Genomic DNA, 25,882 nt, shown 5'->3' on the forward strand with positions numbered 1-25,882 from the left:
GTGCTATTGATTACCCAGCACCAAGGACTCCCACAATGGCAGATTGTAATACGTGGTGACGCGGGTAATTAACCCGTTCGCCACGTCCAGAAACGAACCCGCAGGCAACACATACGTTTGTCCGGTAGCGGCTGGCAGATCACCATCCGTTTTTTTGTACACGCCATTCACCACAAACTCGCAGGCCACCCGGCTCCCCGTCGACTCGGTCATCACAACGATGTCGGTTAGGGTTTCGTCGTAGCAATCATCCATGTGTTGCAGAAACTGGCTGAATACCTCTTTGCCGGTACGCGTAGCTCCCTGGTTGCTATCGTGGCGAACATCGGGATGGAGCAAACTGAGCATGGTTGCCCAATCTTTGCGGTTGAAGGCCGCGTAATACGTTGAAACAGTGTCGAAAGCAGTCATAAATGGGCTTTTCTAGTCAGAAATTGATGGTCAAAGATAACCGGTCAGCCAGAATTAGTAAGCGCAGAAGGCATAAAGACTTGCCAGCCGCTCTGCCGTCTGAGCTCAGCAGACGATCGGGTCTAGACAAAAATCAGATTTCCGTTGGTGAGCGCCTTCTGATAATTCCCTTTGTCGAACTGGTACAGGTAAGGCGATTTATGAGCGCCACCCGTCCGCCGTTCGTTTAACCGGGTCAGAATGCTCAGGCCCGTTATTTTCTTATGAAAGTTCCGGGCATCCAGGGCTCTCCCGAGTACGGTTTCGTACAGCCGTTGCAGTTCAGGAATGGTAAATTTTTCGGGCATCAGGTTCAGGCCAATGGGTTGCCAGTTTAGTTGCAGCCGAAGGGTTTGCAAAGCGACAGCAACGATCTGCTGGTGGTCGTACAGCAGCGACGGCAGGTTCGACACATCACACCAGGTACATTCGTCCGACATGAAATCGGCGGTAGGTGTCACTTTCGTATAATCGACCAACGCATAATAACCCATGGTAAGCGTACGGTCGGGGCAGATGCCAAACAAAACGGCGGGCATTTTCTGCCGCTGTAAGGTATCCGGCTGGTCGTACCGAACAGCATCACCGAACAGATGGAATTGCTGCAAAAACAATTGATTCAAGCCCGTCCGCTCGTGCAGTACCCGTTCGGCGGCCGTATCTACTGACTCTGCTCTATAAACAAACCCGCCCGGTAAGCTCCACTCGTCGGTGTCTTTCCAGCGCAGCAACAGTACGTTAAGCTTTGTATCGTGAAACCCGAAAATAACGCAATCGAGCGATATGCCCGGCAGGCATTCGGTCGCTATTCTTTGGTAATAAGCAATCAGGTGTTCGGTGTGTGTCATGCGGAGCGTAGTATTCTTTACACTACTATAACATAATAAAGGAAATCGTGTATAATTACTGGTATTTTTCGGCTTTGTCAATCGCAGGCCGTCGTGTTTCTTATCAACTGCATAAACTACTTACTCGATTGTCCGGTATTCTACCTTCTGTCGAAAGCCCTATAACGCGCCAACGATTTAATAATCAATAATGAATCCGCTGAAGTTACTGGGTTGATCGTGGACTCCGAGCCTGATAAGAATACTTATCCAGAGTGATACCCAGTTGGCAAACCGTTATTGACCTTATAGATATTATCTATGATTAGATAAAAACAATTAATAAAAATTATACTTCAACCTGACGTATTTTTGAATCGTCAATTAACGAAACTCCACCAGAGATGGAAAATATCGAAAAGCAAGATACGCAAGACCCATCCGTATGGGACGTCAACGATGACAGCAAAGTCAACACCGTTGGCCAGTGCCCCTTTTTGAACGGGGAATTGAACAAAAGTGCCGGTGGTGGAACGACAAACCGCGACTGGTGGCCGAATCAGTTAAAACTGAATATTCTTCGTCAGCACTCGTCACTATCCGATCCGATGGGCGAGAAATTTGATTATGCCGAAGAATTCAAATCGCTTGATCTGGCGGCTGTAAAACAGGACATCTATGACCTGATGACCACTTCTCAGGATTGGTGGCCAGCCGATTACGGTCATTATGGACCATTCTTTATCCGGATGGCGTGGCACAGCGCGGGTACCTACCGCATTGGCGATGGTCGTGGTGGCGCCAGCTCCGGCGATCAGCGCTTTGCTCCCCTCAACAGCTGGCCCGATAACGCCAACCTCGATAAAGCCCGCCTGCTTCTATGGCCGGTTAAACAGAAATATGGCCGGAAACTTTCCTGGGCCGATTTGCTGGTGCTAACCGGCAACTGTGCTCTGGAGTCGATGGGTTTCAAAACGTTCGGCTTTGGTGGCGGACGGGAAGATGTCTGGGAACCGGAAGAAGCGGTTTACTGGGGCTCCGAAACCGAATGGCTGGGCGACAATGTGCGGTACGCTAACCCACATGAGCGTACGCTCGAACAACCCCTGGGTGCCGCTAACCTGGGCCTTATCTACGTGAACCCGGAAGGCCCGGCGGGTAATCCTGATCCGATTGCCTCTGCGCATGACATTCGGGAAACGTTCGGTCGTATGGCCATGAACGACGAGGAAACGGTGGCACTGATTGCAGGCGGTCATACGTTCGGTAAAACCCACGGTGCAGCCGATCCAAGCAAATACGTTGGTTCTGAACCCGCTGGTGCAACCATCGAAGAGCAGAGTCTTGGCTGGAAAAACTCATTTGGTAGCGGTCATGGTCCAGATACCATCACCAGTGGTCTGGAAGTTACGTGGACCAAGACCCCGACCCAGTGGAGCAACGATTATTTTGACCACCTGTTCAATTACGACTGGGAGCTGACCAAAAGCCCAGGTGGAGCGCACCAGTGGCAACCGAAAAACGGAGCCGGAGCCGGCACTGTACCCGATGCCCACGATCCGTCGAAGCGCCATGCTCCCATGATGCTGACGAGCGATCTGGCGTTGCGGGCCGATCCTGCCTACGAAAAGATTTCGAGACGTTTCTACGAAAATCCGGATGAATTTGCCGACGCATTTGCCCGGGCGTGGTTCAAGCTAACGCACCGCGATATGGGTCCGATCGAGCGCTATCTCGGTCCGGAAGTACCAACCGAAGAGCTGATCTGGCAGGATCCGATTCCGGCCGCTACGCATTCATTGATCAACGACCAGGACATTGCAGCCCTGAAAGCGAACATCCTGGCTTCTGGCCTGACGATTCCCCAATTGGTATCAACCGCCTGGGCCTCGGCATCTACCTACCGTAACTCCGACAAGCGCGGTGGAACCAACGGTGGCCGGGTTCGTCTGGCTCCCCAGAAGGATTGGGAAGCGAACGATCCGGCACAATTGGCCAGTGTACTGAGCACGCTAACCAGTATTCAGGAAGAATTCAACAGCATCCAATCGGGCGATACCCGGGTTTCAATCGCTGATCTGATCGTATTGGGAGGTTCTGTCGGTATCGAGCAGGCTGCAAAAAATGCCGGTCACGAGATTACCGTGCCCTTTACGCCCGGCCGTGGCGATGCAACGCAGGAGCAAACGGATATACCGTCATTCGATGCGCTGGAACCAGGTGCTGACGGATTCCGTAACTACCTGAACGCCAGACATAAGTCACCAGCGGAAGACATGCTGATCGACAAAGCACAATTGCTGACGCTGACAGTTCCCCAATTGACGGTGCTGGTCGGCGGTATGCGGGTACTGAACACAAACTTCGACCATTCGAAGCACGGGGTGTTCACGAATCGTCCGGAAGCACTCACCAACGATTATTTCGTGAACCTGCTTGATATGAGCACGACCTGGCGGGCCACGTCGGATGCGCAAAGCATATTTACCGGCAGCAACCGGGCAACCGGCGAAGTTAAATGGACCGGCACCCGTGTCGATCTCATCTTCGGTTCAAACTCCGAACTACGGGCTATTGCCGAAGTATACGGCTGTGGCGACTCGCAGGAAAAATTTGTGCGGGATTTCGTTGCCGCCTGGACCAAGGTGATGAACCTTGGCCGCTTCGACCTGATCGCGTAATCGTAACATTAGTATTCCACGAAGAAGGGTGGCCTGGAAACGGGCCACCTTTTTTTGTGCACTTCGCCCAGAAACGGCTATCAGCCAGGTTGATCTAGGTATGATTCGCCAACCAATGGTTTCTGATTGTTACGTAAAAACCTTAATTTTAGTGAAACATTTAGTTCACCTGTACACCTGCTTGTCCCTTACCCATCCTTAGCTATGGCTCTAGTGAAATTAACCATTAACAACCAACTCCATACGGTCGATGTAGACCCGGATATGCCCTTGTTGTGGGCCATACGCGACAGGATTGGGTTGACCGGCACAAAGTTCGGTTGTGGTATTGCCCAGTGTGGGGCCTGCACCGTTCACCTCGATGGTGCCCCCATTCGTTCGTGCAGCTACCCGGCTTCGGCCGCTGCGGGGCATAAAATTACCACCATTGAAGGGCTCTCGAAAAACGCGGACCATCCGGTTCAAAAAGCCTGGATCGAGCACCAGGTGCCGCAGTGCGGTTACTGCCAGTCGGGACAGATCATGTCGGCAGCAGCTTTACTAAAGCAAACCCCAAAACCCACCGACGCGGAGATCGACACGGCTATGCAGGGAAATATCTGTCGCTGCGGCACGTACGAACGTATCCGCAAAGCCATTCATTCGGCCTCAGCCGATATGGCAGCTAACCCTAAAATGCCCAAGTCAACGCCTAAAATTGGTAAACGATGAGCCATACTCCCACCGGAACTGACAACGGCACGAGCCGCCGGAATTTTCTGAAAGCCGCGGGGCTAACCGGAGCCGCTTTTGCCTTGGGCTTACCTTCGGCCAATGTTCTGGCCAGCCCCATCCTGAACCTCAGCGCCCTACCTGATTCGGTTGAGTTAACGCCCTATGTGCTTATTGACAAATCGGGGCGTATTACGATCATGAACCCCCGCCCCGAAATTGGGCAGGGAACGTACCAATCCGTTCCGGCGCTCATTGCCGAGGAACTGGGTGTCTCGCTGGACAACGTCACGATTCAGCAGACCGGGGGCGAAAGCAAATACGGTGGTATGTGGTCGCAGGCAGTGGGCGGCAGCGGCTCCATTCGGGGTGGCTATACGCAGATGCGGAAAGTGGGAGCATCAGCCCGCGAGATGCTTCGGCAGGCCGCCAGCCAGCAGTGGAATGTACCTGTAATGGAGTGTATGGCCGAAAACGCGACCATCGTTCATAAACCCACCGGCAAAAAACTGACCTACGGCCAACTGGCCGACGCAGCGGCTAAACTTCCGGTTCCGAAAGAGCCGACCCTGAAAGATCCGAAGCAATTTACGATGCTCGGCAAATCGATGCCCCGGCCCGATGTTCCGCTCAAGGTTGCCGGGAAAGCACAATTTGGGATCGATGCGAAAGTGCCGGGTATGGTTTATGCCTCGGTTGAACGGTGCCCGGTCTTCGGCAGTAAGTTGGTCCGCTTCGATGCCACCCAATCCCTGAAGGTGAAAGGCGTGCAGAAGGCGATAAAAGTAGAGCGGATCGTTGGCAAAAACCACTACGAAGGTGTCGCCGTTATTGCCGATAACTACTGGGCCGCCCTCCAGGGTCGCAAAGCCCTCAAGGTAACCTGGGATCACGACGGGCACGACACATTTAACTCCGTCGACTTCGAGAAACAACTCCGCGAGTTGGCAAAAACGGACGGTGTAGAGGGTCATAATGCCGGTGATTTTACCACCGCCTTTGCCGATGCGCCGAACAAACTGGAAGCACTCTACGAGACGCCGATCGTGAGCCATTCAACCATGGAGCCTATGAACGCCCTGGCGCACTACCAGCCCGGCGAATCCGCTAAAGTTGAACTTTGGGTTTCTTCGCAGGGGGGCGACCTGGTCAGGGACGAAGTCGCTAAAGTCTTCAGCATTCCTGCCGATAATGTAACGGTTCATGTACTGTTCAACGGGGGCGGTTTTGGCCGACGATTGACCCAGGATTTTGCGACTGAAGCGGTATCGCTGTCCAAAGCAATTGGCAAACCCGTCAAGGTCATCTGGACGCGCGAAGATGATACCCGACTTGGCCCATTCCGGCCTATGACCTTCTCGGCTATGCGGGGAGCCTTATCTGCCGATGGGAAAGCCATTGCGCTTCAGCATAAAGTCATCTCGCCATCTATTGACGCGACGATGAACGCAACGTATGACAAAACCAAACCCGACGGGACTATGCTCGAAGCCACCAACGAGCAGAAGTACGAAATCCCGAACCTCAACACGCGGTACGTTCATGCCGACATTCATATTCCCCTTACCTACTGGCGGTCAGTAACCAGTTCGACGCTGGCGTTCTCGCACGAATGTTTTATCGACGAAATGGCTCATAAAGCCGGGCAGGACCCGCTTGCTTTCCGGCTGGCGATGCTCACCAAAGAGACTGATGCTAAGCGGGTGTTGCTCAAGCTGAAGGATGTTTCGGGTTGGGATAAACCGCTACCGGCAGGCAAAGGACGCGGCATTGCGCAGTGGGAGTTTTTTGCCGGGCTGGCTGGCCAGGTGGTCGAAGTATCGAAAGACAACAACGGGGGCGTAAAAGTCGATAAGGTTTACTGCGTCATCGACCTCGGCACGGTGGTCAATCCCGATACGGTGAAGGCTCAGGTTGAAGGCGCCATTGCGATGGCTCTGACAGCCGCGACCAAAGACGGCATCACCTTCGAAAATGGGCAGGCCGTTCAGGCAAATTTCGACGCTAACCGGATGCTGCGGATCAACGAGATGCCGTCCATTGAAGTTCACATTCTGGCCGAAGGTGGTCCAACCATTAAAGGTGTTGGCGAACCGGGCCTGCCACCACTGGCCCCTGCGCTGGCAAATGCCGTTTTTGCGGCCACCGGCAAGCGCATCCGGCGGTTACCTTTCGATTTAGAAAAGATATAATGCCCGGTTTTTGGTTTATAGTAGTATGAAAGAAATTACTCGCATTGTTGAGGTCTTCGAACAAATCGATTTCTCGGAACGCAAAGCGGCCCTGGCAACCGTGGTGTGGGTTGAAGGCTCCTCGTACCGCCGGCCCGGTGCGCGAATGCTCATCACCGACGACGGTCGCTGGGAAGGCGCCATTAGTGGTGGCTGTCTGGAAGGCGATGCGCTTCGGAAAGCCCGTCAGGTCATGCTCGACGGTCAACCGATTGTGGTTACGTACGATACAATGGACGACGGAGCCAACAGCTTTGGGGTAGGGCTGGGGTGTAACGGCATCATCGACGTATTGATTGAGCCCATTGCACCCGACAGCGATCAGAACCCGGTTGCCCTCTTGAAAGAATTTACGAGTAAACGGGATGTACGCGCCCTGGCAACAGTCCTGAAAAGTGACGAGTTGAGTGGACTAACGCCCGGCAACCGGTTTCTTCTGACCGAACAACCCGACGGATCGGTACCCGACTGGCTGGCGGATGACATTCATGACGTATTCAGTACGGGTAAACCGCTGACTCGTACGTATGCCGTATCATCAGGAAGTGCGGAGGTATTTATTGAGCGGATCGACCCCGGTATCGAACTGGTTATTTTTGGGGCGGGCTACGACGTTGTCCCCGTTGCGAAGATGGCTCGTGAACTTGGCTGGCAGGTAACCGTCACCGACGATTGCATTGCGCATTTGTCCCCCAAACGGTTTCCCGTGGCCACCTGCGTGCTGTATTCCGACCGGGAAGCGGTCATCGATAAACTGACCATTACCAACCGGACAGCGGCTGTACTGATGTCGCACAACTTTAATTACGACCGCGCCGTACTGGAAAAATTACTCGCTACAGATGTTCCCTACATTGGTATGCTGGGGCCCCGCAAACGGTTCGATAAGATGCAGGATGAGTTCCGAAAAGACGGCCTGCTCTTCAGCACAGCTTCACTGGAACGGGTGCATGCGCCCATTGGCCTGGATGTAGGCGCTGAAACGCCGGACGAAATTGCCTTGTCGATCATGGCCGAGATCAAAGCGTTTTTCACGAAGGGGGCCGGTGGGTTTCTGAAAGATAAACCAGGACCCATTCACGAGCGACTCTCCGGTAATTCGGCAGATCACCGTCGGCAAGCCGACTCAGTTGATTTAGGCGCAGGCTATGATGCGGTTAGCGCAAGCGCCGTTTGAGTATGATGGTTGCGACAATTATCCTGGCGGCTGGTGGTTCAACTCGGCTGGGCGGTGAGCCTAAACAGTTGCTCACCCAACATGGCAAAACGCTTGTCCGGCAGATTACGGAGGCTGCTCTATCACTGGAAGCTGGCCCTGTAATTGTCGTACTGGGCGGAAACGAGGACCGAATCCGGGCTGAATTGACTGACTTGCCGATCAGCACGCCCGTTAATGCCAACTGGCAACAAGGTCTGGCCTCTTCCATACAGACTGGCCTGAACCAGTTGAGCGACGAACCCGTCGAATCGTTTCTGGTCGTTCTGACCGACCAGCCTTACGTTACGGCGCAACTGCTACAGCGACTGATTACGACCCAGCACCATACGGGTCGGGGCATTGTTGCCTGCCGGTATGGGCCAATGGGGCATCTGGGCGTTCCGGCCCTGTTCGATATTCGTTACCAGTCGGAGTTCAGGCAGTTGTCCGGCGACACAGGGGCCCGTAAACTCATTCAGCAGTACGCCAATGACTGTAGTGAAGTTTTATTCCCGCAGGCAGCCATCGATCTTGACACCTGGCAGGATGTAGATGCCTGGCGTAAACCGTAGACGCTGAGAAATAAAGCGCTTAACCCATGCATAAGTCGGTTATTTTGCGCCGTTCCGTACACTCCTTGCCCCCTCCCTTCGTACCTTTGCCCCGAAATGGCACGACTCCTGGCAATCGATTATGGTATGAAACGCACCGGCATTGCCGTAACGGACCCTTTACAGCTTATTGCGTCGGCGCTGGAAACGGTGCCCTCACATGAAGTGCTGAAATTCCTGAAAGCCTACACCCTACGAGAGCCAGTCGACGCTTTTGTGGTCGGATTACCGAAAGGGCTGGATGGTGCAGATACGGATAACACCCCCAGAGTCAGGACGTTCGTAACGCATTTGCAGACTGCATTACCCGATATTCCCATTCACTGGCATGACGAACGATTTACGTCTGTTATGGCTCTTCAGGCCATGATCGCCAATGGCAGTACGAAAAAAGACCGTCGGGTAAAGGGTAACATCGATAAAATCAGTGCGGCTATTATTCTTCAGTCATACATGGAAAGCAGAAAAGAATGATTCTCCCAATTATTGCTTACGGTGATCCCGTTTTACGGAAGCGGGCTAAAGATATTGAACCGGGTAGTCTCGATGTTAAAACGCTGAGTGAAAACATGTTCGAGACGATGTACGCGGCATCCGGCGTTGGTTTGGCTGCGCCACAGATCGGGCAGAGCATCCGTATGTTTGTGGTCGATGGCGAACCATTGAACGAAGATGAGCCGGAAGAAGACGTTGACCAGAGTCTGATTGGCTTTAAAAAGGTGTTTGTCAATCCTGAAATCATCGAAGAAGCAGGCGACGACTGGGGGTTTGAAGAAGGTTGCCTGAGTATTCCGGGGATTCGGGGGGAAGTGTTCCGGCCCGAAATTATTGTGATTCGCTATTTCGATACGGACTGGAATGAGCACGAAGAGGAATACGAAGGCATGGCTGCCCGAATTATCCAGCACGAATACGACCACCTCGATGGCAAGCTCTTTACCGATTACCTGCCCTCCCTCCGCCGAACACTGATCAAGAAAAAACTATCCGACATTTCGAAGGGAAAAACGGATGCTGAGTACAAAATGAAGTTTTCGAAGTAGATACAGATGAACGTAACCCTCCTCCAGGCAGCCCTCTACTGGCACAATCCGGTGGCTAACATGGCCATGCTGGAGGAGCAGATTTTTACCCTGGCCGAACCAACGGATCTGATCGTATTGCCCGAGATGTTCACAACGGGCTTCACGATGGAGGCCCAGGCCGTTGCGGAACCCATGAACCTGACCACCTTTCGCTGGATGAAACAAATGGCGGCCCAAACGGGAGCCGCAGTTACTGGCAGCTACGTGGTGAAGGAAAATGGACAATTCTTCAATCGGCTGGTGTGGATGCAGCCGGATGGGCAGTTCGATACGTACGACAAACGCCATTTGTTCCGTATGGCCGGTGAAGACGCCACGTATACAGCCGGAACCCGCCGGATGGTGAAAGCCTGGAAGGGCTGGCGCATTTGTCCGCTGGTTTGCTACGATCTCCGGTTTCCGGTCTGGAGCCGCAATGCGTCGCCGGGCGACTCGCCAGCGTTTGACTACGATCTTCTGCTCTATGTGGCTAACTGGCCCTCCGCCCGACGCAATGCCTGGAATGTATTGTTACAGGCCCGCGCCATCGAAAATCTGAGTTACGTGGTGGGCGTCAACCGCGTTGGCGAAGACGGCAACCACCATCCCTACTCCGGCGATTCGGCCGTCATCGATTTCAAGGGCGACATACTGTTCCGGCAATCCGATGTTGAACTGGTGCATCAGCATACGTTGTCGCTCGATGAACTAAGAACGTTTCGCGCAAAATTCCCCGCCAATCTGGACGCCGATTCGTTTACATTAACGCTGTAATGTAACTTCTCTTCCCTGGTGAGGACACGCACCCAGGGAACAGCCCATCTCATTTACACCCGTTCTCCAACGTTTTCGAGCAAGGCCGACAGTTCCCGTATGCTGCCCAGCGTCGTGAATAGCTTTCCGGTCAATTGCTCATCCGTCACCATTTCGTGGGCCCAGGTCGTTTCGTACGGTATATGTATAGCCCGGCCGCCGATATGAACTACCGGCAACACGTCAGACTTCAGCGAGTTACCGATCATCAAAAAATCAGCGGGCTGAATCTGGTATTTTTGCAGAATACGTTGATACGTTTGCTCGTTCTTTTCGCTCACAATTTCGACGTGGGCAAAATAGTGCCCTAACCCCGACCGGGCAATTTTGCTCTCCTGGTCGAAGAGGTCACCTTTGGTCAGTACCATCAGTTCGAACCGTTTCGAGAGTGTATCCAGTACATCATGTACCCCGTCGAGCACTTCGATAGGAAAGTCCAGCAATTTCCGACCTACATCAATAATTTGTTGAATCTCGTTGCCGGTAATGGCTCCGTTGGTTAGCTCGATAGCTGTTTCGATCATAGAGAGCATAAAACTCTTTGCTCCGTAGCCAAAAACGGCCAGGTTTCGAATCTGGGAATCGTAAAATTGCTGCGCGAGTGTTTCCTGATCGACGTAGCGTGATAACAAATCGCAGAGCTTCTGCTTTACATTAATGTAGTTTGGTTCGTTCGCCCACAAGGTATCGTCGGCATCAAACGCAATCAATTTCATGAGCGGAATTACAAGATGGTTGACAACAATAAAGGTACACAGGTAACCATAATCTTATTCTATTGTCACTTTTTTGTCCTGATTTGATTTGCGTACCATTGCTGAAATCCGCAATTTGCCCCCCGTTCCTACTGTCATTATTTCCGTTAACCCTATGCAATTCACAGAACAAGATCAGGACCAGATTCTGTTACAGGGCGTTTCACTCGACCAGATTGACCAGCAGATAAAACACTTTGTTGATGGCTTCCCGTACCTGAATGTCATTAAAGCCGCTACCATTGGCGATGGCATCATTCGAATCGCTGAAGATCAGTTGCCTACTTACATTCACCGGTTCGACGAGGCTGCTCACGAACGCGACCTGGTGAAATTCGTTCCGGCATCGGGAGCGGCTACCCGCATGTTCAAGTCGTTGTTTTCGGCGCTGGATGGCAAATTTGATAAATCAGTGGATGAAGTATTTGCCCGGCTGACCGACTTTGCTTTTTACGACGATCTGAAAGCTGCTATGGCAGCCGACGGCCATGATCTGGATAAAGCCGTTGCCGAAAACGACCGGAAAACGGTTCTGACATTTTTATTGACCGAAGCAGGTCTTGATTATGGTAGCCTGCCGAAAGGATTACTGAAGTTTCACCAATACCCGGATGGCCCTCGCACACCGGTAGAGGAGCATCTGGTAGAAGGCGCTGCGTACGCCAATTCCGACGGGTTGGTCAAAATTCATTTTACCGTCTCACCCGAACACCGTAGCCGTTTTGAGCAGCTGATTCAGGAGCAGCAGGCCGACTACGAAGCGTGGCTTGGCGTGACGTTCGAGATAACGTTCTCCGAACAGAAAAAATCGACCGATACGATTTCGGTGAACCTGGACAATTCGCCTTTCCGCAGTGGTGAATCAGGCGCGTTACTGTTCCGTCCGGCGGGTCACGGTGCCCTGATCGAAAATCTCAACGACATTCAGGCCGACATCGTCTTCATCAAAAACATCGACAACGTCGTTCCTGACCAGATTAAGGAGCCTACTATAACGTACAAGAAGGTTCTGGCAGCTGTACTACTCGACGCGCAGCAGCAGATTGCCCGGTTGCAGGGTCTTCTGGAAGGACAATCCGGTGAATCGAATGATGTCAGTGACGGCTACCTGGCCGAAGCAGATGATCTTCTCCGACGGACGCTCTATACGTTACCGCCAGCGGGCTTCGATCAGTTGTCCAAAGTCGAAAAACTGGACTATCTCCGTCGTAAACTAGACCGGCCCGTACGTGTGTGTGGCATGGTTAAAAACGTTGGTGAACCGGGAGGTGGACCGTTCTGGGCCAGAAATCAGGATGGCTCCGTATCCTTGCAGGTTGTGGAATCCGCTCAAATTGAGCTGACTGATCCAGCCCAGAAAGCCATTTTCGATGAAGCGACGCACTTTAATCCCGTTGACCTGGTATGCGGTCTGAAAGATCACCGTGGCCGCAAATATGATTTACCTGCCTACCGCGATCCGCTAACCGGGTTCATTACCGCTAAATCGAAAGATGGAAAAGACCTCAAGGCACAGGAGCTGCCGGGTCTGTGGAACGGCGCAATGGCCGATTGGAACACAATTTTTGTTGAAGTGCCGCTTATTACGTTCAACCCGGTGAAGACGGTAAACGATCTACTGCGGAAGGAGCACCAGCCGGAATAAACCAGTTGGCAAAACGCCAATAGATGATGAGTGGCTGGCGCGCAGATAGTCTGTACGTCAGCCACTTATTCCGTTTATTAAGCAGTCATCCGGGTCGATGACGTATCGTGTACATCTGACCCATTCGTACCGATGGCTACTTCTTTTGTTTCAAGCGATCCCAGGTTCTGGAACGTCAGCAGGGTTGTATTTTCGTAAACGCCTAAGTTCGCATCCCGAACGCGTTCCATGATTGGCCGCAGCATGCAGGTTACTTCGTCGTTACAATCGTCGCATTTGACGTAGAAGTTAAATGATACGCAGGGCGTTGGCGCGATAGGACCATCAATCACCCGCAGTACCTGTGCCAGATTGACCCGAGCCGGATCGACGCGCAGCAGATAGCCCCCGCCCTTCCCTTTCTGGCTCTGCAGAATACCATGATTACGCAGTTCCAGCAGAATTGCCTCCAGAAATTTCTTCGGTATATTCTCTTTCGCTGAGATATAGGAGATCAATACGGGTCCTTTTCCGTACTCTTCAGTCAAAACCTTCAGGGCTTTGATGGCATACTTAGCTTTCTTAGAGATCATTCGTTACGGTAACTAGAGGTGAAATGGTGAAATGTCAGCCTATTTCCTGAACATAATAGGCATGTAATTGACGGGCAAATTAACAAGCGCCTAAGTACCAGCCAAAAAGTTGCCGCCTTCTACAGAAAAAATGGACAACGTATAGTCAATGCCCGTTCTGCTTATTTAACAAATATACTGCCAAACGCTTGTAACCCACCTAAAAGTTCATGGACTTAGTTGAGTACTAGACTCTATAGTAAGCTTTAGGTAACAACCAAGCCGGAACGGGCACACTACGCTAGCCTGCTGAACTCTGTATTGGTATTTTATGATAAGTTTAATTTAAATTTATTACACTTCCTAAAAGTATACATAGCCGTTCAGATGACAACAAAAAAAGCCGGAGCAAAGCCCCGGCCTTTTCTTGCGACACCAATACAAAACCTATAAATTAATTTATTTATCGTAGTTAGCGTTCTGAGGATCGAAGTTTGTCCAGCCAGCTATCCAGTTGTCTGTATTGAAAGCTCCCCGGTAAGGGGCCGCCGTGAAGAACGAATCGGCCAGCTTACCACCCGTTACTGCGTTGCCGGCAACTAACAGAGGGGAACCCGCCTGTGGCAGGAAGCTGGGAGCCGTCAGATTGAAGTTCTGCGCATTAAGCAGTAACGAGGTAATGTCTGTTCCAACAATCTGGTTCTTGCGGTCGGCCAGTGTAAAGTAAGTTTGAGCAGCGGCTGTCGTTATGTCGCCAACGCCACGAACAACCGTGGTTGAATTAGGCACTTCGGAGTTGCCAAATACGATTCCCTGTAATTCCAGGCTACCGTCGTTTATATTAGCCAGTGTACCAGCGGTTGTTCCTTCCAGACGCAAGCCTTCCGGAAAGCCGGTTAGCACCGAGTTATAGATGCTGATTTTTGTGTTCCGGCGTAGGTGCATGGCCGCTCGGTAAGCGCCTGAACCGCCCGACGTGTTGGCGTTGCTGGGAACACCGCCGTTAAAGGCAAAGGCACTCATGTTCGCGAAGATGGGAGACGTTATGGGCAGACCAGCCGTAACGGGTACACCCGGATCGAAATTGTCCGATTCAAAGGCTTCGGAACCCGACTGATCGGCCACGTTAGGGTCGCGCAGGGCAACACCAAACTGAACCTTGCCACTATAGCCATAGTCGGTGTCGAAGTCATCGTCGAATGTGCGGAGCGCCACCAGGTATTTCGCGTTAGCCGTACCACCAAACCATTCGAACGCATCGTCTCCACTGTAGGAAACCTGAATATGATCGAGGGTTGTACCCGAACCCACCTGATACAGCGTTAATCCATTGATTTCACTATTGGGAGTTGATGACAGCGCAACACCCGGAAACTCAATCCGAACATATTGCATCGTACCTGAATTGTCGTTCGACACGTTCAGCGTTGCATCAAATGTTCCCCGGATTCCCCCTTCGAAGGCCCGCGATGTCCCCTGGTTGGACGGTGCCCGACCAATCAGTACAACGCCACCCCAATCGCCATATTTCCGTGAACCGGCAGGCTGAGACGATGTAAATATAATTGGCTGAGTAGCCGTTCCTTTAGCCTCTATCCGCGAACCCCGGTCGATGATCAGCGTTCCCGAGTGGTTCTGTGCTTCCGGGTCCTGGCTGGCTCCGTACCCGCGGATGATGGTGCCTGGTTCTATGGTAAGCACCGCGTTGTTGGTCACATACACATAGCCCTTCAGTGCGTAAATGGTATTGGCCGAGAGTGTCCGGCTGGCCGTAATCGAACTAGGCAGCGTCTCGACAGGCCGATTGGCCAGTGTAAAGCTGGCCGTCGAAGGGCTTTGAACCGTTATACCACCTGACGTAATCGAAATCGGTCCGTTCTGCGCCGTTGCGGGTACAACTACCGTCAACGATGTTGTGGTGGCGGCTGTAACCTGTGCCGCTGCGTTGCCACTGAATACAACCGTGTTACTGGCGGGTGTAGCATTAAAACTGGTTCCGGTAATAACGATTGACGAACCTACCGGAGCCTGCGTTGGGTTGATGCTCGTAATGGAAAGCGGGTCAATGGTTGGTTCATCGTCGTTTTTACAGGCCGACATAGTTACGGTCAGACCAACGGCAAGCAGCAGCAGAGACTGATAACGCTTGATAAATTGCATAAAACGGATTTGGTTAAATTAGTAAGCTAATAATTGAGTATCTATCTGGTTATTAAGGCACGACAATTCGTCGACCCAGCGTGTATACGCCGGTTAGCGTTACATACTGACCACGGCGGTATTTTAAATAATCCTGGTCGGCATTGGCGCTGCGCGAGGTAACATCCTTACCAATTTTGCGATCTCCATTAAAATCCTGTGAGAACCGGAAGGGCGCATTAAAGATGTCCTGAATACCCAGGCGCAGCTCAAACTGCTTGTTGAATGATTTACTGATGTTGACATCCACCACATGGCGCGGCATTTCATAGGTGGTTGGATCTTCGATATTACCCACCAGAAAGATGCGCGGCCCCGCTACATTATACAAGGCATTGTACTGCCAGCCCGAAGTAGGGTTAGCGTAGTACAGGCCCAGATTGATCAGGTAGGGTGACTGGTTGGCCAGAGCCCGGTTCCGGTCGGTACTGTTACCAAATCGCTCGATGATACCGCTGGGTCCCGGCGCTTCAATGACATCGCCTGTCGTTACCCGGCTGTTTATGTAGGACGCGTTACCAACAACCTGGAGGTTTTGCAGAAAGGTACTGCTGGAGTTACTGAACCCTTTCCGGAACTCCAGTTCCAGACCGTAGTTACGAGCCGAGATGGCATTCGTAAACGTAAACGTGAAGGCTCCCGGAATAGGGATCAGGAACGATTCGATGGGATTGGTAAAACCTTTGTAAAACCCGGTTATCGAAATCAATTCATTGGGCGTCGGGTAAAACTCATACTTCAAGTCGAAGTTCTGAATGGTAGCCGTTTTCAGCCCGGTATTTCCCTGCACTTCAATCTGCCGGGCAAAATCATAATACCGGAAGGGTGCCAGTTCGCGTAGCTCAGGCCGGTTCACCGTTGATGAGTACGCCAGTCGGAGATTTTGCTGTTCGGTAAGTTTATAGGTGAAATTGACCGAAGGCAGTGGGCTGAAGATGTTATTGTTTACCAGCGGTTTTCCGGTAGGCGCACTGGCCAGCCGGAGGGTCTGGTTGTAGAACTCGCCCCGGAAACCAAGCGTTAGATTGGCCCGCGACCCAAAATTGATGTCGCCCGATACATAACCCGCGGCATAGCTTGTCTTTCCATTATACGAATCGTTATCGACCGTACCATCCTGAAGGCTGAAGCTACCTTCCCGACCCGTCACGTTTTCGGGTGCAAACGCCTGACCAACGCCCAGGCCGCTGATGTTGTTGATCAGTCCAACGCGCTCGTAGCCATAGAAACGGGCAGCAAAATCGCGGTTACGACCTTCGCCATACACCCCGGCCCGAATCCGATTCGGCTCCCGGTCGGTTGGATTGCCGAACGTGTGTTCGTAATTACCAATCAGCGATACGACCTGCTCATTCAGCTTGGAGTAAAAACGACCAACGTTGAGCGGATTGGGCTGTACCGGCACGTTGAGCCGGAACGGCTCCGGCTGCCCATCAGCCCCCAAAGCTCCCTGCGGACGTGTATACTGTGCGCGTTTCCAGTCGGGCTCCCACCGTCCGGAATACCCGTAACTGGCAATCCAGTTCACTTTTGATAGCTGGCTCAGCGAATGCTCACCCGATACCTGCGAGTTTAGGATACTCCGGTTCTCAAAACGCTCCGAGTAGCTTTGCACGTCAACACCATCGATCACAAAACTCCCGTTCCGGACAACCGTTTCGGTCGATCCTAACTGATTAAAGAGCGTTTTCCATTCCAGCGTAAATGTGGGCGAAAAACGAAACGTCCAGTTATGTAAAACACCTAGCCGGGTAGACCGGGCATACGTGGCATCATTATACTCTTGCTGAACGTCATTGGCTGTCGTGTTTTCGTACAGCTTGAGGTTAACGTCCGTAAATTGATTGGTCAGGGCATAGTTGATGCTGGTCAGGTTGCTCACCCGTACGTTTCCCAGGTCAAACCGGCGTCCGGTATTGAACGCAACCCGCACGTCGGGTGCCACATTCACATTGGTTAGCCCCCAGTTGTTGGGCAACAGCCGGGCATAGGTAGCCCGCCGAATGGAGCTTAGGCTATTGAATTCGCCCGCCTTCTGAGGAAAACTCGTTGGGATCTGCTGTTTTGAATCCCACAGTCCCAGTAAATTGAGGCCACCCCGGTTATGCGACTGTACATTTTGAAAGGTTGTGTTGGCCCGGTACCCTACGGTAACACCCACATCGGTAAAGTTTTGCTCCGGACGGCGCTTCGTATAAATTTTAATGACCCCTCCGGCAAAATCGCCGGGCAACTCCGCTGAACCGGATTTGTAGACAATCATCCGATCCAGGATGTTGCTGGGTACGATGTCGAATGAAAAGGAGCGGGATTCTACTTCGGTCGAGGGGGCGATGACATCATTGATCAGTACGTTATTGTACCGGGTGCCCAAACCCCGAATCAGCACAAACCGGTTGTCGACAAGGCTAACACCCGGCACCCGGCGAATGGCGGCAGCCGCGTCGCGGTCCTGCGATTTCTGAATCTGCATCGCCGAAATACCAACGGCGATTGGCTTCATTTGCTTGATTTCAGTAATAACGGCGATTTCGGTGTTGGTTGCCTTGTTGGCTCGCACCACCACTTCCTGAAGAGCGGTTCCTTCTTCGTCCAGTTCGGTGTCTATGGCTGTTGTGTTGCCTGATTCGACCCGAACATTGGGGATTTCTTTCGTTTTGTAGGAGACGTACGAGATGACAACCTTCTGTGTACCGGCGGGTACATTGGCCAGCGTAAAGTTCCCCTCAATGTCGGTCGTGCTGCCTAATTGCGTACCTTCTATACGCACAGTGCAGCCAATTAATGACTCTTTTGTTTTGCCGTCTTTGACGGTGCCCCGAACGGTGCCGGTCTGTGCCCACAAGGCCGTTGACAGTAGCGAAAAAAGGACAAGTAAAATGTAACGGTTCATTTATTTTAGTTTTGGTATCGCTTGTAGCGCTGCAAAACTATCCGTCCAATGTTACGTCAATGTTACACAAATGTTAACTTTTAATCCGGTTTTAATAATGCAAAACCCTGACACTCAATTTTGTATTGTATACTTTATTTGTATCCGTTAAAGCAGCCCGATTCCTTTCGATGGCGTATTTTCCCATAAAATACGTCCGGCTACCAAATAAAATTTGGCTCATTTGTTGAATTGAAAAAGTGTAATTTCATCATCATAGGCGATTAAACGCTTACTCTACAACCTACATACAGCAAATACACAAATTTACTAACTCATTAATATATAGACACTTATCTCATTATATAGGTTTTAATGGTATTTTAATCCCGGCATTGCATATCGTAATATTGGCGTAACAGCCCTCATCTGGATTAGCGTGAATTTTGTACCGGAAATCACCAATCTTCTAACAGATGAAATTTTTTCGTTCTACTTCATTACTTGTACTATTTCTAGTTACCGCTTTTTCAGCGGCTTGGGCGCAGGTCACCACCAGCGGTCTTAGCGGTCGGATCATCGACACGAAGAAAGAAGCGTTAGTGGGAGCAACCGTACAGGCTACCTATACACCAACCGGCACGAAGTATGCTGCCGTGACCGACGTGGAAGGGCGCTTCCGGATTAACAACATGAATGCGGGCGGTCCTTACGAGATCGTTGTTACGTACGTAAGCTACAAAACAGAAACCCAGTCTGGCGTTATCTTACAACTGGGCGAAACGACCAACCTGACCATTACGCTTCAGGATGCCAGTACACAATTGTCCGAGGTTGTAGTGAAAGGCAACCGCGAGGGAGAAAAACAAGGGGCGGGCATCAGCGTGAACAGCGAAACCATTCGCCGTTTGCCCACCATCTCCCGCAGCCTGACCGACATGACCCGGCTATCGCCACAGGTCAACAACCAGAACTCGTTTGCCGGTACAAACTTCCGGTACAACAACGTAACCATCGACGGAGCCATTAACAACGACGCTATTGGATTCAGCCCTTCGTTGGGTGGCTCTACCGGCACATCGGGGCAACCCGGTTCGAGTACCCGCACCAACCCGGTCAGCCTTGATGCCATTCAGGACATTCAGGTAGCCGTAGCGCCGTTCGACGTTCGGCTGGGTAACTTCCTGGGTGGATCGGTCAATGCCGTAACCCGCAGCGGTACGAACGAAGTAACAGGTTCGGTCTACGGATTTGGTCGGAATGCTGCCCTGACCGGTGCCTGGAACGGCGCGTCGAATGCCAAAGAAAAACTACCAAGCACGTTTCACGAATACCAGACGGGTGTTCGGGTTGGCCTACCGCTGATCAAGAATAAACTGTTCTTCTTCACGAACGAAGAAATTACCCGTCGGCAGGATCCAGTGCAGTTTCAGGCGGGTTCGCCCAGTTCGCTTATTAAGGATGCAGCCCTGGCGCAGCAACTTAGCGATTTCGTAAAAACCAACTACGGCCTCGATGCAGGCTCAGCCGGCGACTACGCCATTTATTCCAACAGCACGAAATTCTTCAACCGGATCGACTGGAACATCAATGCGAAGAACCAGTTCACGATTCGGAACAACACGGTATTCTCCGAAGCGACAAACCTGGAGCGCGACGCCCAGAACTTCCGGTTTGGCGGCATCGACTACAAACAGAGCAACAACCAGAGCAGCACGGTAGCCGAGTTAAAAAGCCAGTTCGGCGGCCGGGCATCCAACAGCCTGATCGTTGGTTATTCGAGTGTGCACGATTACCGCAGTACGCTGTCTAATGTCCGCACCTTTCCACAAGTGGAGATCGGGTACAACGGCGGAACGATTTTCCTGGGTAATGACCGGGAAGCCTCGGTGTTCAACATGCGTCAGAAGACGTTTGAGCTGACGGATAACTTTACCTTCTACCTGGGTAAAAACACGTTTACACTGGGTACGCACAACGAGTTCTACACCATCGATTACGGATTTGTTAATGCACCGAACGGGCGGATTTCGTACCGTAACCCGGCTGAATTTCTGGCGAAACTGCCCAACCGGGTACGTGGCTCGTATCCATTCTCTGATGCGACCAATAACTTGGATAATCAATTCAACAATCCATACGCACACTTCAACGTTAACCTGCTCAGTGCTTACTTACAGGATGATATTCAGTTGAGCGACAAGTTGAAAATTTCTCCGGGTGTTCGCTTCGACTACTCAGGACTGCCGACGAAACCAGCGCTTAGCCCGTTGGTAACGGGTTCGGCGGGTGACCCGACCAACATGGGTAACACCTACAGCTTTACGCCCCTGAATCAGATTACAAATAACTTCCTGAACAACGTTCAGATTTCGCCCCGCTTAGGCTTCACCTTCGATGCCAATGGCGACAAGAGCCTGGTTATCCGTGGTGGTACGGGTCTGTTCACGGGTCGGGTTCCCTTTGCCTGGCTGGGTTATGCTTTCTACAACAACGGCGTAGGCTACGGCGCGTATGACTTCAACAACAACGCTACTGCAACAAACAAACTGGTTGGTGATCCGCTGATCCCGAACGGTGGCCTGTTGATCAACAACAACACGGCAAACGGTGGCGTAACCCGTACGCAGGTTGACCTGATCGACAACAATTTTAAGATGCCGCAAATGTTCCGTAATAACCTGGCTGTCGATTATACGATAGGCGGCTATAAGCTTACGGTTGAGGGGTTGTATACAAAGGTGATCCATGACCTGAAATTCCAGCAGGTCAACACGAAAGATGTTGTTCGGTATTACAGCTACGATACACAGCAGCAACAGCCTATTTATGTAGCGGCCAATGGCTCTGCCGGAGCGCAACGGATTGACAATAACTTCGCAAACGCCTACATGCTGTCGAACACGAATCAGGGATATCGCTACAGCCTGACCGGACAGATTCAACGGAATTTCCCATTCAACTTCGGGTTCTCAACGGCCTATACCTACGGGAAATCGTTCGACATCACGAACGGTATTCGGAACTCGATGGAATCGAACTGGCAGCTTAACCAGTCGTTAACGCCAAACAACCCGCAGCTGGGCTACTCGAATTTCGATATTCGCCACCGGATTGTCGGTACGGTGAACTATCGCCAGATCTGGAATCCACGCAATGCAACCACGGTTACGCTGTTCTACTCGCTTCAGTCGGGTGCGCCGTTCTCCTGGGGTTATGTTAACTCGACCATTGACGGAACGGGACAGGCCAATAGTCTGGCGTACATTCCACGTAACCTGACCGAAGCGCAGAAACTGTTGCCGACCGGCACCCAGGCGTCTGACTTCATGGCTTTCGTTGAGTCGGATTCGTACCTGAAAACACGGAAAGGCACATTCACGGAGCGTAATGCGGGCCGTACCCCCTGGAACAACACAATGGACCTGCGTTTTCTGCACGAGTTTAAATTGAAAGGTCGTCAGTCGGTTCAGATCAGCTACGACATCATCAACTTCCTGAACCTGCTGGACAAAAACCTCGGGTATTCGTACTTCGCAGCCAATACCTTCAACTCGACGGCATCGATCGGTCTGGCACGGGCAACCAACCCAACATCCGGTGATCCAACGTTTACCTGGACGTCTCCATCCGCCCCGTATTCAATTGATCCACTGGGTTCGCGCTGGCAGATGCAGATTGGTGCCCGGTACACCTTCTAATTCCTCCACTTACTTTTCTACGCGAATGCCCGGCTAATGTAGCCGGGCATTTTTCGTTAATGAGGCCCCAACGGGCTCCGGCTGGTTGAGTGGATAGTACTCAGCCGTCTACTCGAACAGGTTGAGCCATAACCCGATTATCCATCTTTTCACAAAAGAAAAAAGCCAGCGCAATGCGCTGGCCTTTCGAACGACACCAATATGATTATAACGGATAGTTTGTGTGCTGGGACAAACTGTATAACAAAGGTACCGACCAGCTATTATGCAAACGTTATGACAGTATTACGGACAGGTTACCTTTAACCAGGCAACTCAATCCAGTATCCCATTACGCAGGAGACCCGCACTGTCTTGCCAAAACCCATTGACAAACGTGTATTTGATCTGTTCCCCTTTCATTAGCAGGAAAGTCGGAATTTGCTCCAGTTGAAGCGGGTGGGCCGGTAGATCTCCGCCAAGAAGCAGGTGCGCAGCCTGATTGGGAAATACCTCTTCGTCGGCCTGCCGGACCTTAAAGACCACGACCCCATCGCGTTGGAGAGCAGGTAAGTCAAGCTTGTCCAGATCGGCGGGCGATTCCAGGGTATCGGCGTACATACGAGCAGCAACCAGCGTCAGTCCCGTGGCGTCGATTTCGTCGATGCCGTGAAAGGTAGATAAATCACCAATGTCTTCAATACGGCTCCTGTACTGAAACTGCGTATTGGCTTTATCGTTGATCTCGTAGCGGTTAATCCCTACATCGACCATGACTGGCTTTCCTTCGTACTCAACCGTTGCGTTGCGAATCAATACGTCGAACAAAAGCCGGCCATTTTCCGGAATAGCCAGATAATCCGCGCTGGCTTCCTGCCTGTACGAGCCATCGGCAATTGCTTTCAGGGCTGATAGAATCGCAACAAAATTCAGCCGCCGGATCGCCATCTTTTCGGGATCGCCTTTGTACCCTCCCGATTCGATCAGCACCAGGGTAGTTCCCCACTTTTGGATGTTATCCCCAAATGCACGCGGTTCGAACTCATCGTCAAACCGGCCAATCTGGCCAGGAATGAATGCCTGCAACACACGGTTCATGCCCGCAATGAGCTGCATGGACCGCTGCCGGACATCGTTTATGTTCCGATCCTCGTCGTAGGCTGTTGCCAGAAACGACATAATAGCCTGCCTGCCCGTTTTCCCAACACTGTAACGAGGATTCTGGTCGTGAAGGTTAAAGCCAACCAGCGGTTGCAGCGTTTGCTGCATGTGTTTGAGCAAAGCCCCCTCCGGCGTTTGCAAACGAAGGGCATCCCGGTTCATGTCGATATCCGTTGCGGTCCAGCGTTGCCATCGCTCCGCGCCGTCCGGATTGAGCATCGGGATAAAATAGAGCGTCGTCTTCGACAGAATTGTCTGCCGAAACGCATCAAAGCCATCATCGTGAGCGCTCAGAAAGTTAAAAATATCGAACAGGGTCATGGTAGCGGTGGCTTCATCGCCGTGCATCTGGCTCCAGAGCAATACGCTGGTAGGGCCTGTTCCGGCTTTAACCTGATAAATAGCCCGTTTTTCCAACGACTCCCCTACCTGACTCACCAACAGGGGCCAGGCTACCGTCTGTAATAACGGCACGATATCGGCATGTTTGAAACGCCGGTGGGTAAGTCTGTTTTGTTGGTACGTCTCGTGAGCGTCATGTAGTTGACGGGCGGTTTCCTGAGCGGGCAAATGGGTCGAAATCATCAGAAATAAAGCGTTAGGCCGAACAACTTCCTCATAGTTTTTGTCCAAGCCAGAGTCCCCCGGCAGAAGCTACCAGGCATAAGATCACATTGAGGCCAATATTGAGTAAGGCTGCCCCGAAACGACCATGCTGGATAAGCACAATGGTGTCGTTGCTAAAGCTGGAAAAGGTACTGAGCCCTCCGCAGAAGCCGACACCGATAAGCAGTCGGGCTTCTTCGCCCGCCGACCGGCCAGTTGCCCAGCCAACGATGACGCCCAGCACGAAACTGGCCACCAGGTTCACGCACAGGATCGCCGTCGGAAACGGTGCATTCATAAGCGTGGCGGGTATCAGCCGACCCAGAGCGTAACGAAGTACACTTCCCAGACCACCACCCAAAAAAACCAGCATGTAGGGGTGCATCAGTAAGGCTCTCATGGTAACAAACTTACGAAAAACCGGAATGCCGGCAGGCAGACCCCTCATCAGAATCATCAATAGGCCATTTTTTCGCTATCATTGTAAAATAGCCCGGTCTGATATCTCCCTTTCTCCCGCCTGTTATGGCCCAAAATCAACTCAAAAAATTACTAGGCGTCGGCTTTGGCGTGGCCGTTACGATTGGCGGCACCGTGGGCACTGGTATTCTTCGAAAGCCCGGTCCCATTGCGCAGGACATTGGAAACCCGATCCTGATCATTGGCGTCTGGCTGGCCGTGGGCCTTTACGCGCTGGCGGGGTCGCTGTCCGTTATGGAACTGGGCACCATGCTCCCCAAAGCGGGGGGCTGGTACGTGTATGCCCGGCGGGCCTTCGGTAATTACGCCGGCTTCATTATCGGAATCAGTAGTTGGCTGGGCAGCGTGTCGGCAATGGCGTTTGGCGCGGCTGTTATGAGTGAATACATTGGCTTGCTGTCGCCCCCATTGGTGGCCTATCAGCAAAGCATGGCCATTGGTATCCTGGTTGCGTTTGTTGCCTTTCACTCGCTGGGGGTGCAACTGGCCAGCCGGGCGCAGGAAGTGATGAGCGTTTTGAAAGCGGTGGGTTTACTGGCCTTCGTAGTTATCTGCTTTGTGATCACCCCCGATGAACCCATAGCCGCCACCACTGTCCGCCCGCTGGCCGAAGGTGGTTTATGGCTGGGTATTCTGGCGGCTCTTCAGGCTGTTTTTTATACGTACGATGGATGGCACACAGCCGCTTATTTCACCGAAGAGGACGTTGACCCCAGCCGGAACCTGCCTCGCTCCATGATTCGGGGCGTACTGCTGATAATTGGTATTTACGTGTTGGTGAACCTGGCTTTGCTGTACGTACTGCCCATGTCGACCCTCGCCGGATCGAAATTACCGGCTGCCGACGCGGTTCAGCTTTTGTTCGGGCCGGGGAGCGCCAAGGTCGTTACGTTTCTATTGATGATCTCGATTATGGGGATTATCAACGCCCAGATTATGTTTAACCCGCGCGTCATCTTCGCCATGGGCCGCGACGGTTTATTTTTCCGATTTGTCACGCACGTCAATGCGGGAGGTACGCCAATCAATGCAACGATTCTGACCGCATTGGCCTCCATTCTGATGATTCTGACCAATACGTACGGAAAGCTGTCCGACATTGCTACATTTTTTTTCGTCCTCTGCTACGCGTCGTGCTTTGCCGCCCTGATTCGGCTTCGGCAAACGGAACCCGATCTTGAGCGACCCGTTTGGGCCTGGGGTTACCCGTTTTCAACCTGGACGTTGCTCATCGCTTCACTGGCTTTTCTGCTGGGTGTCGTTATCGGCGACTTTTCGAGCAGCTTGTACGCGCTGGGTTTCATCGCGGTGAGCTATCCGGTTTATCTGCTGATAAAGACCAAGTAA

19 protein-coding genes are annotated in these 25,882 nt (G+C 52.1%); 11 read left to right on the forward strand and 8 right to left on the reverse strand.

What is annotated here, in order from left to right; translation table 11 throughout:
- Positions 1–3 precede the first annotated feature (3 nt).
- Entirely contained in the window at positions 4–411 is a 408-nt protein-coding gene (locus ACYU87_RS16845) for a ketosteroid isomerase-related protein (RefSeq protein WP_461135244.1), read from the reverse strand.
- A 122-nt stretch (positions 412–533) separates the two neighbouring features.
- Positions 534–1,298, reverse strand: coding sequence for an NUDIX hydrolase (locus tag ACYU87_RS16850; RefSeq protein WP_461135245.1), 765 nt, complete (start codon positions 1,296–1,298; stop codon positions 534–536).
- A gap of 383 nt (positions 1,299–1,681) precedes the next feature.
- Between ACYU87_RS16850 and katG the strand changes: the two genes are divergently transcribed.
- The 8 genes from katG to ACYU87_RS16890 all read left to right on the forward strand — a co-directional run bounded on the left by katG (position 1,682) and on the right by ACYU87_RS16890 (position 10,547).
- Positions 1,682–3,958 carry a catalase/peroxidase HPI gene (gene katG / locus ACYU87_RS16855; protein ID WP_461135246.1) on the forward strand — a complete coding sequence of 759 codons (2,277 nt, stop codon included), beginning with the start codon at positions 1,682–1,684 and terminating at the stop codon, positions 3,956–3,958.
- Between the two features lie 204 nt (positions 3,959–4,162).
- Entirely contained in the window at positions 4,163–4,669 is a 507-nt protein-coding gene (locus ACYU87_RS16860) for a (2Fe-2S)-binding protein (protein WP_461135247.1), read from the forward strand.
- On the forward strand, positions 4,666–6,861 hold the full coding sequence (locus ACYU87_RS16865) for a molybdopterin cofactor-binding domain-containing protein (protein WP_461135248.1): 2,196 nt from the start codon (positions 4,666–4,668) through the stop codon (positions 6,859–6,861). The genes ACYU87_RS16860 and ACYU87_RS16865 overlap by 4 nt, the downstream gene beginning before the upstream one ends.
- Before the next feature lie 25 nt (positions 6,862–6,886).
- Positions 6,887–8,077, forward strand: a complete 1,191-nt coding sequence (locus ACYU87_RS16870) for an XdhC family protein (RefSeq protein WP_461135249.1) — start codon at positions 6,887–6,889, stop codon at positions 8,075–8,077.
- Positions 8,078–8,079: 2 nt separating this feature from the next.
- The gene (locus ACYU87_RS16875; protein WP_461135250.1) at positions 8,080–8,670 is read left to right on the forward strand and encodes a nucleotidyltransferase family protein; all 591 of its coding nucleotides are present in this window, start codon (positions 8,080–8,082) and stop codon (positions 8,668–8,670) included.
- Positions 8,671–8,766: 96 nt separating this feature from the next.
- A complete protein-coding gene (gene ruvX / locus ACYU87_RS16880) occupies positions 8,767–9,183 on the forward strand; it encodes a Holliday junction resolvase RuvX (protein ID WP_461135251.1) in 417 nt (138 codons plus the stop codon).
- A complete protein-coding gene (gene def, locus ACYU87_RS16885) occupies positions 9,180–9,752 on the forward strand; it encodes a peptide deformylase (RefSeq protein WP_461135252.1) in 573 nt (190 codons plus the stop codon). The genes ruvX and def overlap by 4 nt, the downstream gene beginning before the upstream one ends.
- A 6-nt stretch (positions 9,753–9,758) precedes the next feature.
- A complete protein-coding gene (locus tag ACYU87_RS16890) occupies positions 9,759–10,547 on the forward strand; it encodes an amidohydrolase (protein ID WP_461135253.1) in 789 nt (262 codons plus the stop codon).
- A gap of 53 nt (positions 10,548–10,600) precedes the next feature.
- Here the strand turns inward: ACYU87_RS16890 and ACYU87_RS16895 are convergent, their stop codons facing one another.
- On the reverse strand, positions 10,601–11,302 hold the full coding sequence (locus ACYU87_RS16895) for an HAD family hydrolase (RefSeq protein ID WP_461135254.1): 702 nt from the start codon (positions 11,300–11,302) through the stop codon (positions 10,601–10,603).
- 154 nt (positions 11,303–11,456) lie between these two features.
- Between ACYU87_RS16895 and ACYU87_RS16900 the strand changes: the two genes are divergently transcribed.
- Entirely contained in the window at positions 11,457–12,986 is a 1,530-nt protein-coding gene (locus ACYU87_RS16900) for a DUF4301 family protein (protein WP_461135255.1), read from the forward strand.
- A gap of 77 nt (positions 12,987–13,063) precedes the next feature.
- Here the strand turns inward: ACYU87_RS16900 and ACYU87_RS16905 are convergent, their stop codons facing one another.
- From ACYU87_RS16905 to ACYU87_RS16915, 3 genes are all read right to left on the reverse strand, one after another.
- Positions 13,064–13,558 carry an RrF2 family transcriptional regulator gene (locus ACYU87_RS16905; RefSeq protein ID WP_461135256.1) on the reverse strand — a complete coding sequence of 165 codons (495 nt, stop codon included), beginning with the start codon at positions 13,556–13,558 and terminating at the stop codon, positions 13,064–13,066.
- Positions 13,559–13,996: 438 nt separating this feature from the next.
- Positions 13,997–15,697, reverse strand: a complete 1,701-nt coding sequence (locus ACYU87_RS16910) for an IPT/TIG domain-containing protein (protein ID WP_461135257.1) — start codon at positions 15,695–15,697, stop codon at positions 13,997–13,999.
- A 52-nt stretch (positions 15,698–15,749) separates the two neighbouring features.
- Complete coding sequence (locus tag ACYU87_RS16915; protein WP_461135258.1) at positions 15,750–18,629, reverse strand: TonB-dependent receptor; 2,880 nt, start codon at positions 18,627–18,629, stop codon at positions 15,750–15,752.
- A 455-nt stretch (positions 18,630–19,084) separates the two neighbouring features.
- Between ACYU87_RS16915 and ACYU87_RS16920 the strand changes: the two genes are divergently transcribed.
- Positions 19,085–22,309, forward strand: a complete 3,225-nt coding sequence (locus ACYU87_RS16920; RefSeq protein WP_461135259.1) for a TonB-dependent receptor — start codon at positions 19,085–19,087, stop codon at positions 22,307–22,309.
- 315 nt (positions 22,310–22,624) lie between these two features.
- Here the strand turns inward: ACYU87_RS16920 and ACYU87_RS16925 are convergent, their stop codons facing one another.
- Together ACYU87_RS16925 and crcB are read right to left on the reverse strand one after the other, a co-directional pair.
- A complete protein-coding gene (locus ACYU87_RS16925; RefSeq protein ID WP_461135260.1) occupies positions 22,625–24,034 on the reverse strand; it encodes a M14 family zinc carboxypeptidase in 1,410 nt (469 codons plus the stop codon).
- A 31-nt stretch (positions 24,035–24,065) separates the two neighbouring features.
- Positions 24,066–24,455 carry a fluoride efflux transporter CrcB gene (gene crcB, locus ACYU87_RS16930; RefSeq protein ID WP_461135261.1) on the reverse strand — a complete coding sequence of 130 codons (390 nt, stop codon included), beginning with the start codon at positions 24,453–24,455 and terminating at the stop codon, positions 24,066–24,068.
- A 125-nt stretch (positions 24,456–24,580) separates the two neighbouring features.
- Between crcB and ACYU87_RS16935 the strand changes: the two genes are divergently transcribed.
- Positions 24,581–25,882: an APC family permease gene (locus ACYU87_RS16935; protein WP_461135262.1), complete on the forward strand. Its 1,302-nt coding sequence runs from the start codon at positions 24,581–24,583 to the stop codon at positions 25,880–25,882.

The sequence above is a fragment of the Spirosoma lituiforme genome (assembly GCF_054776635.1).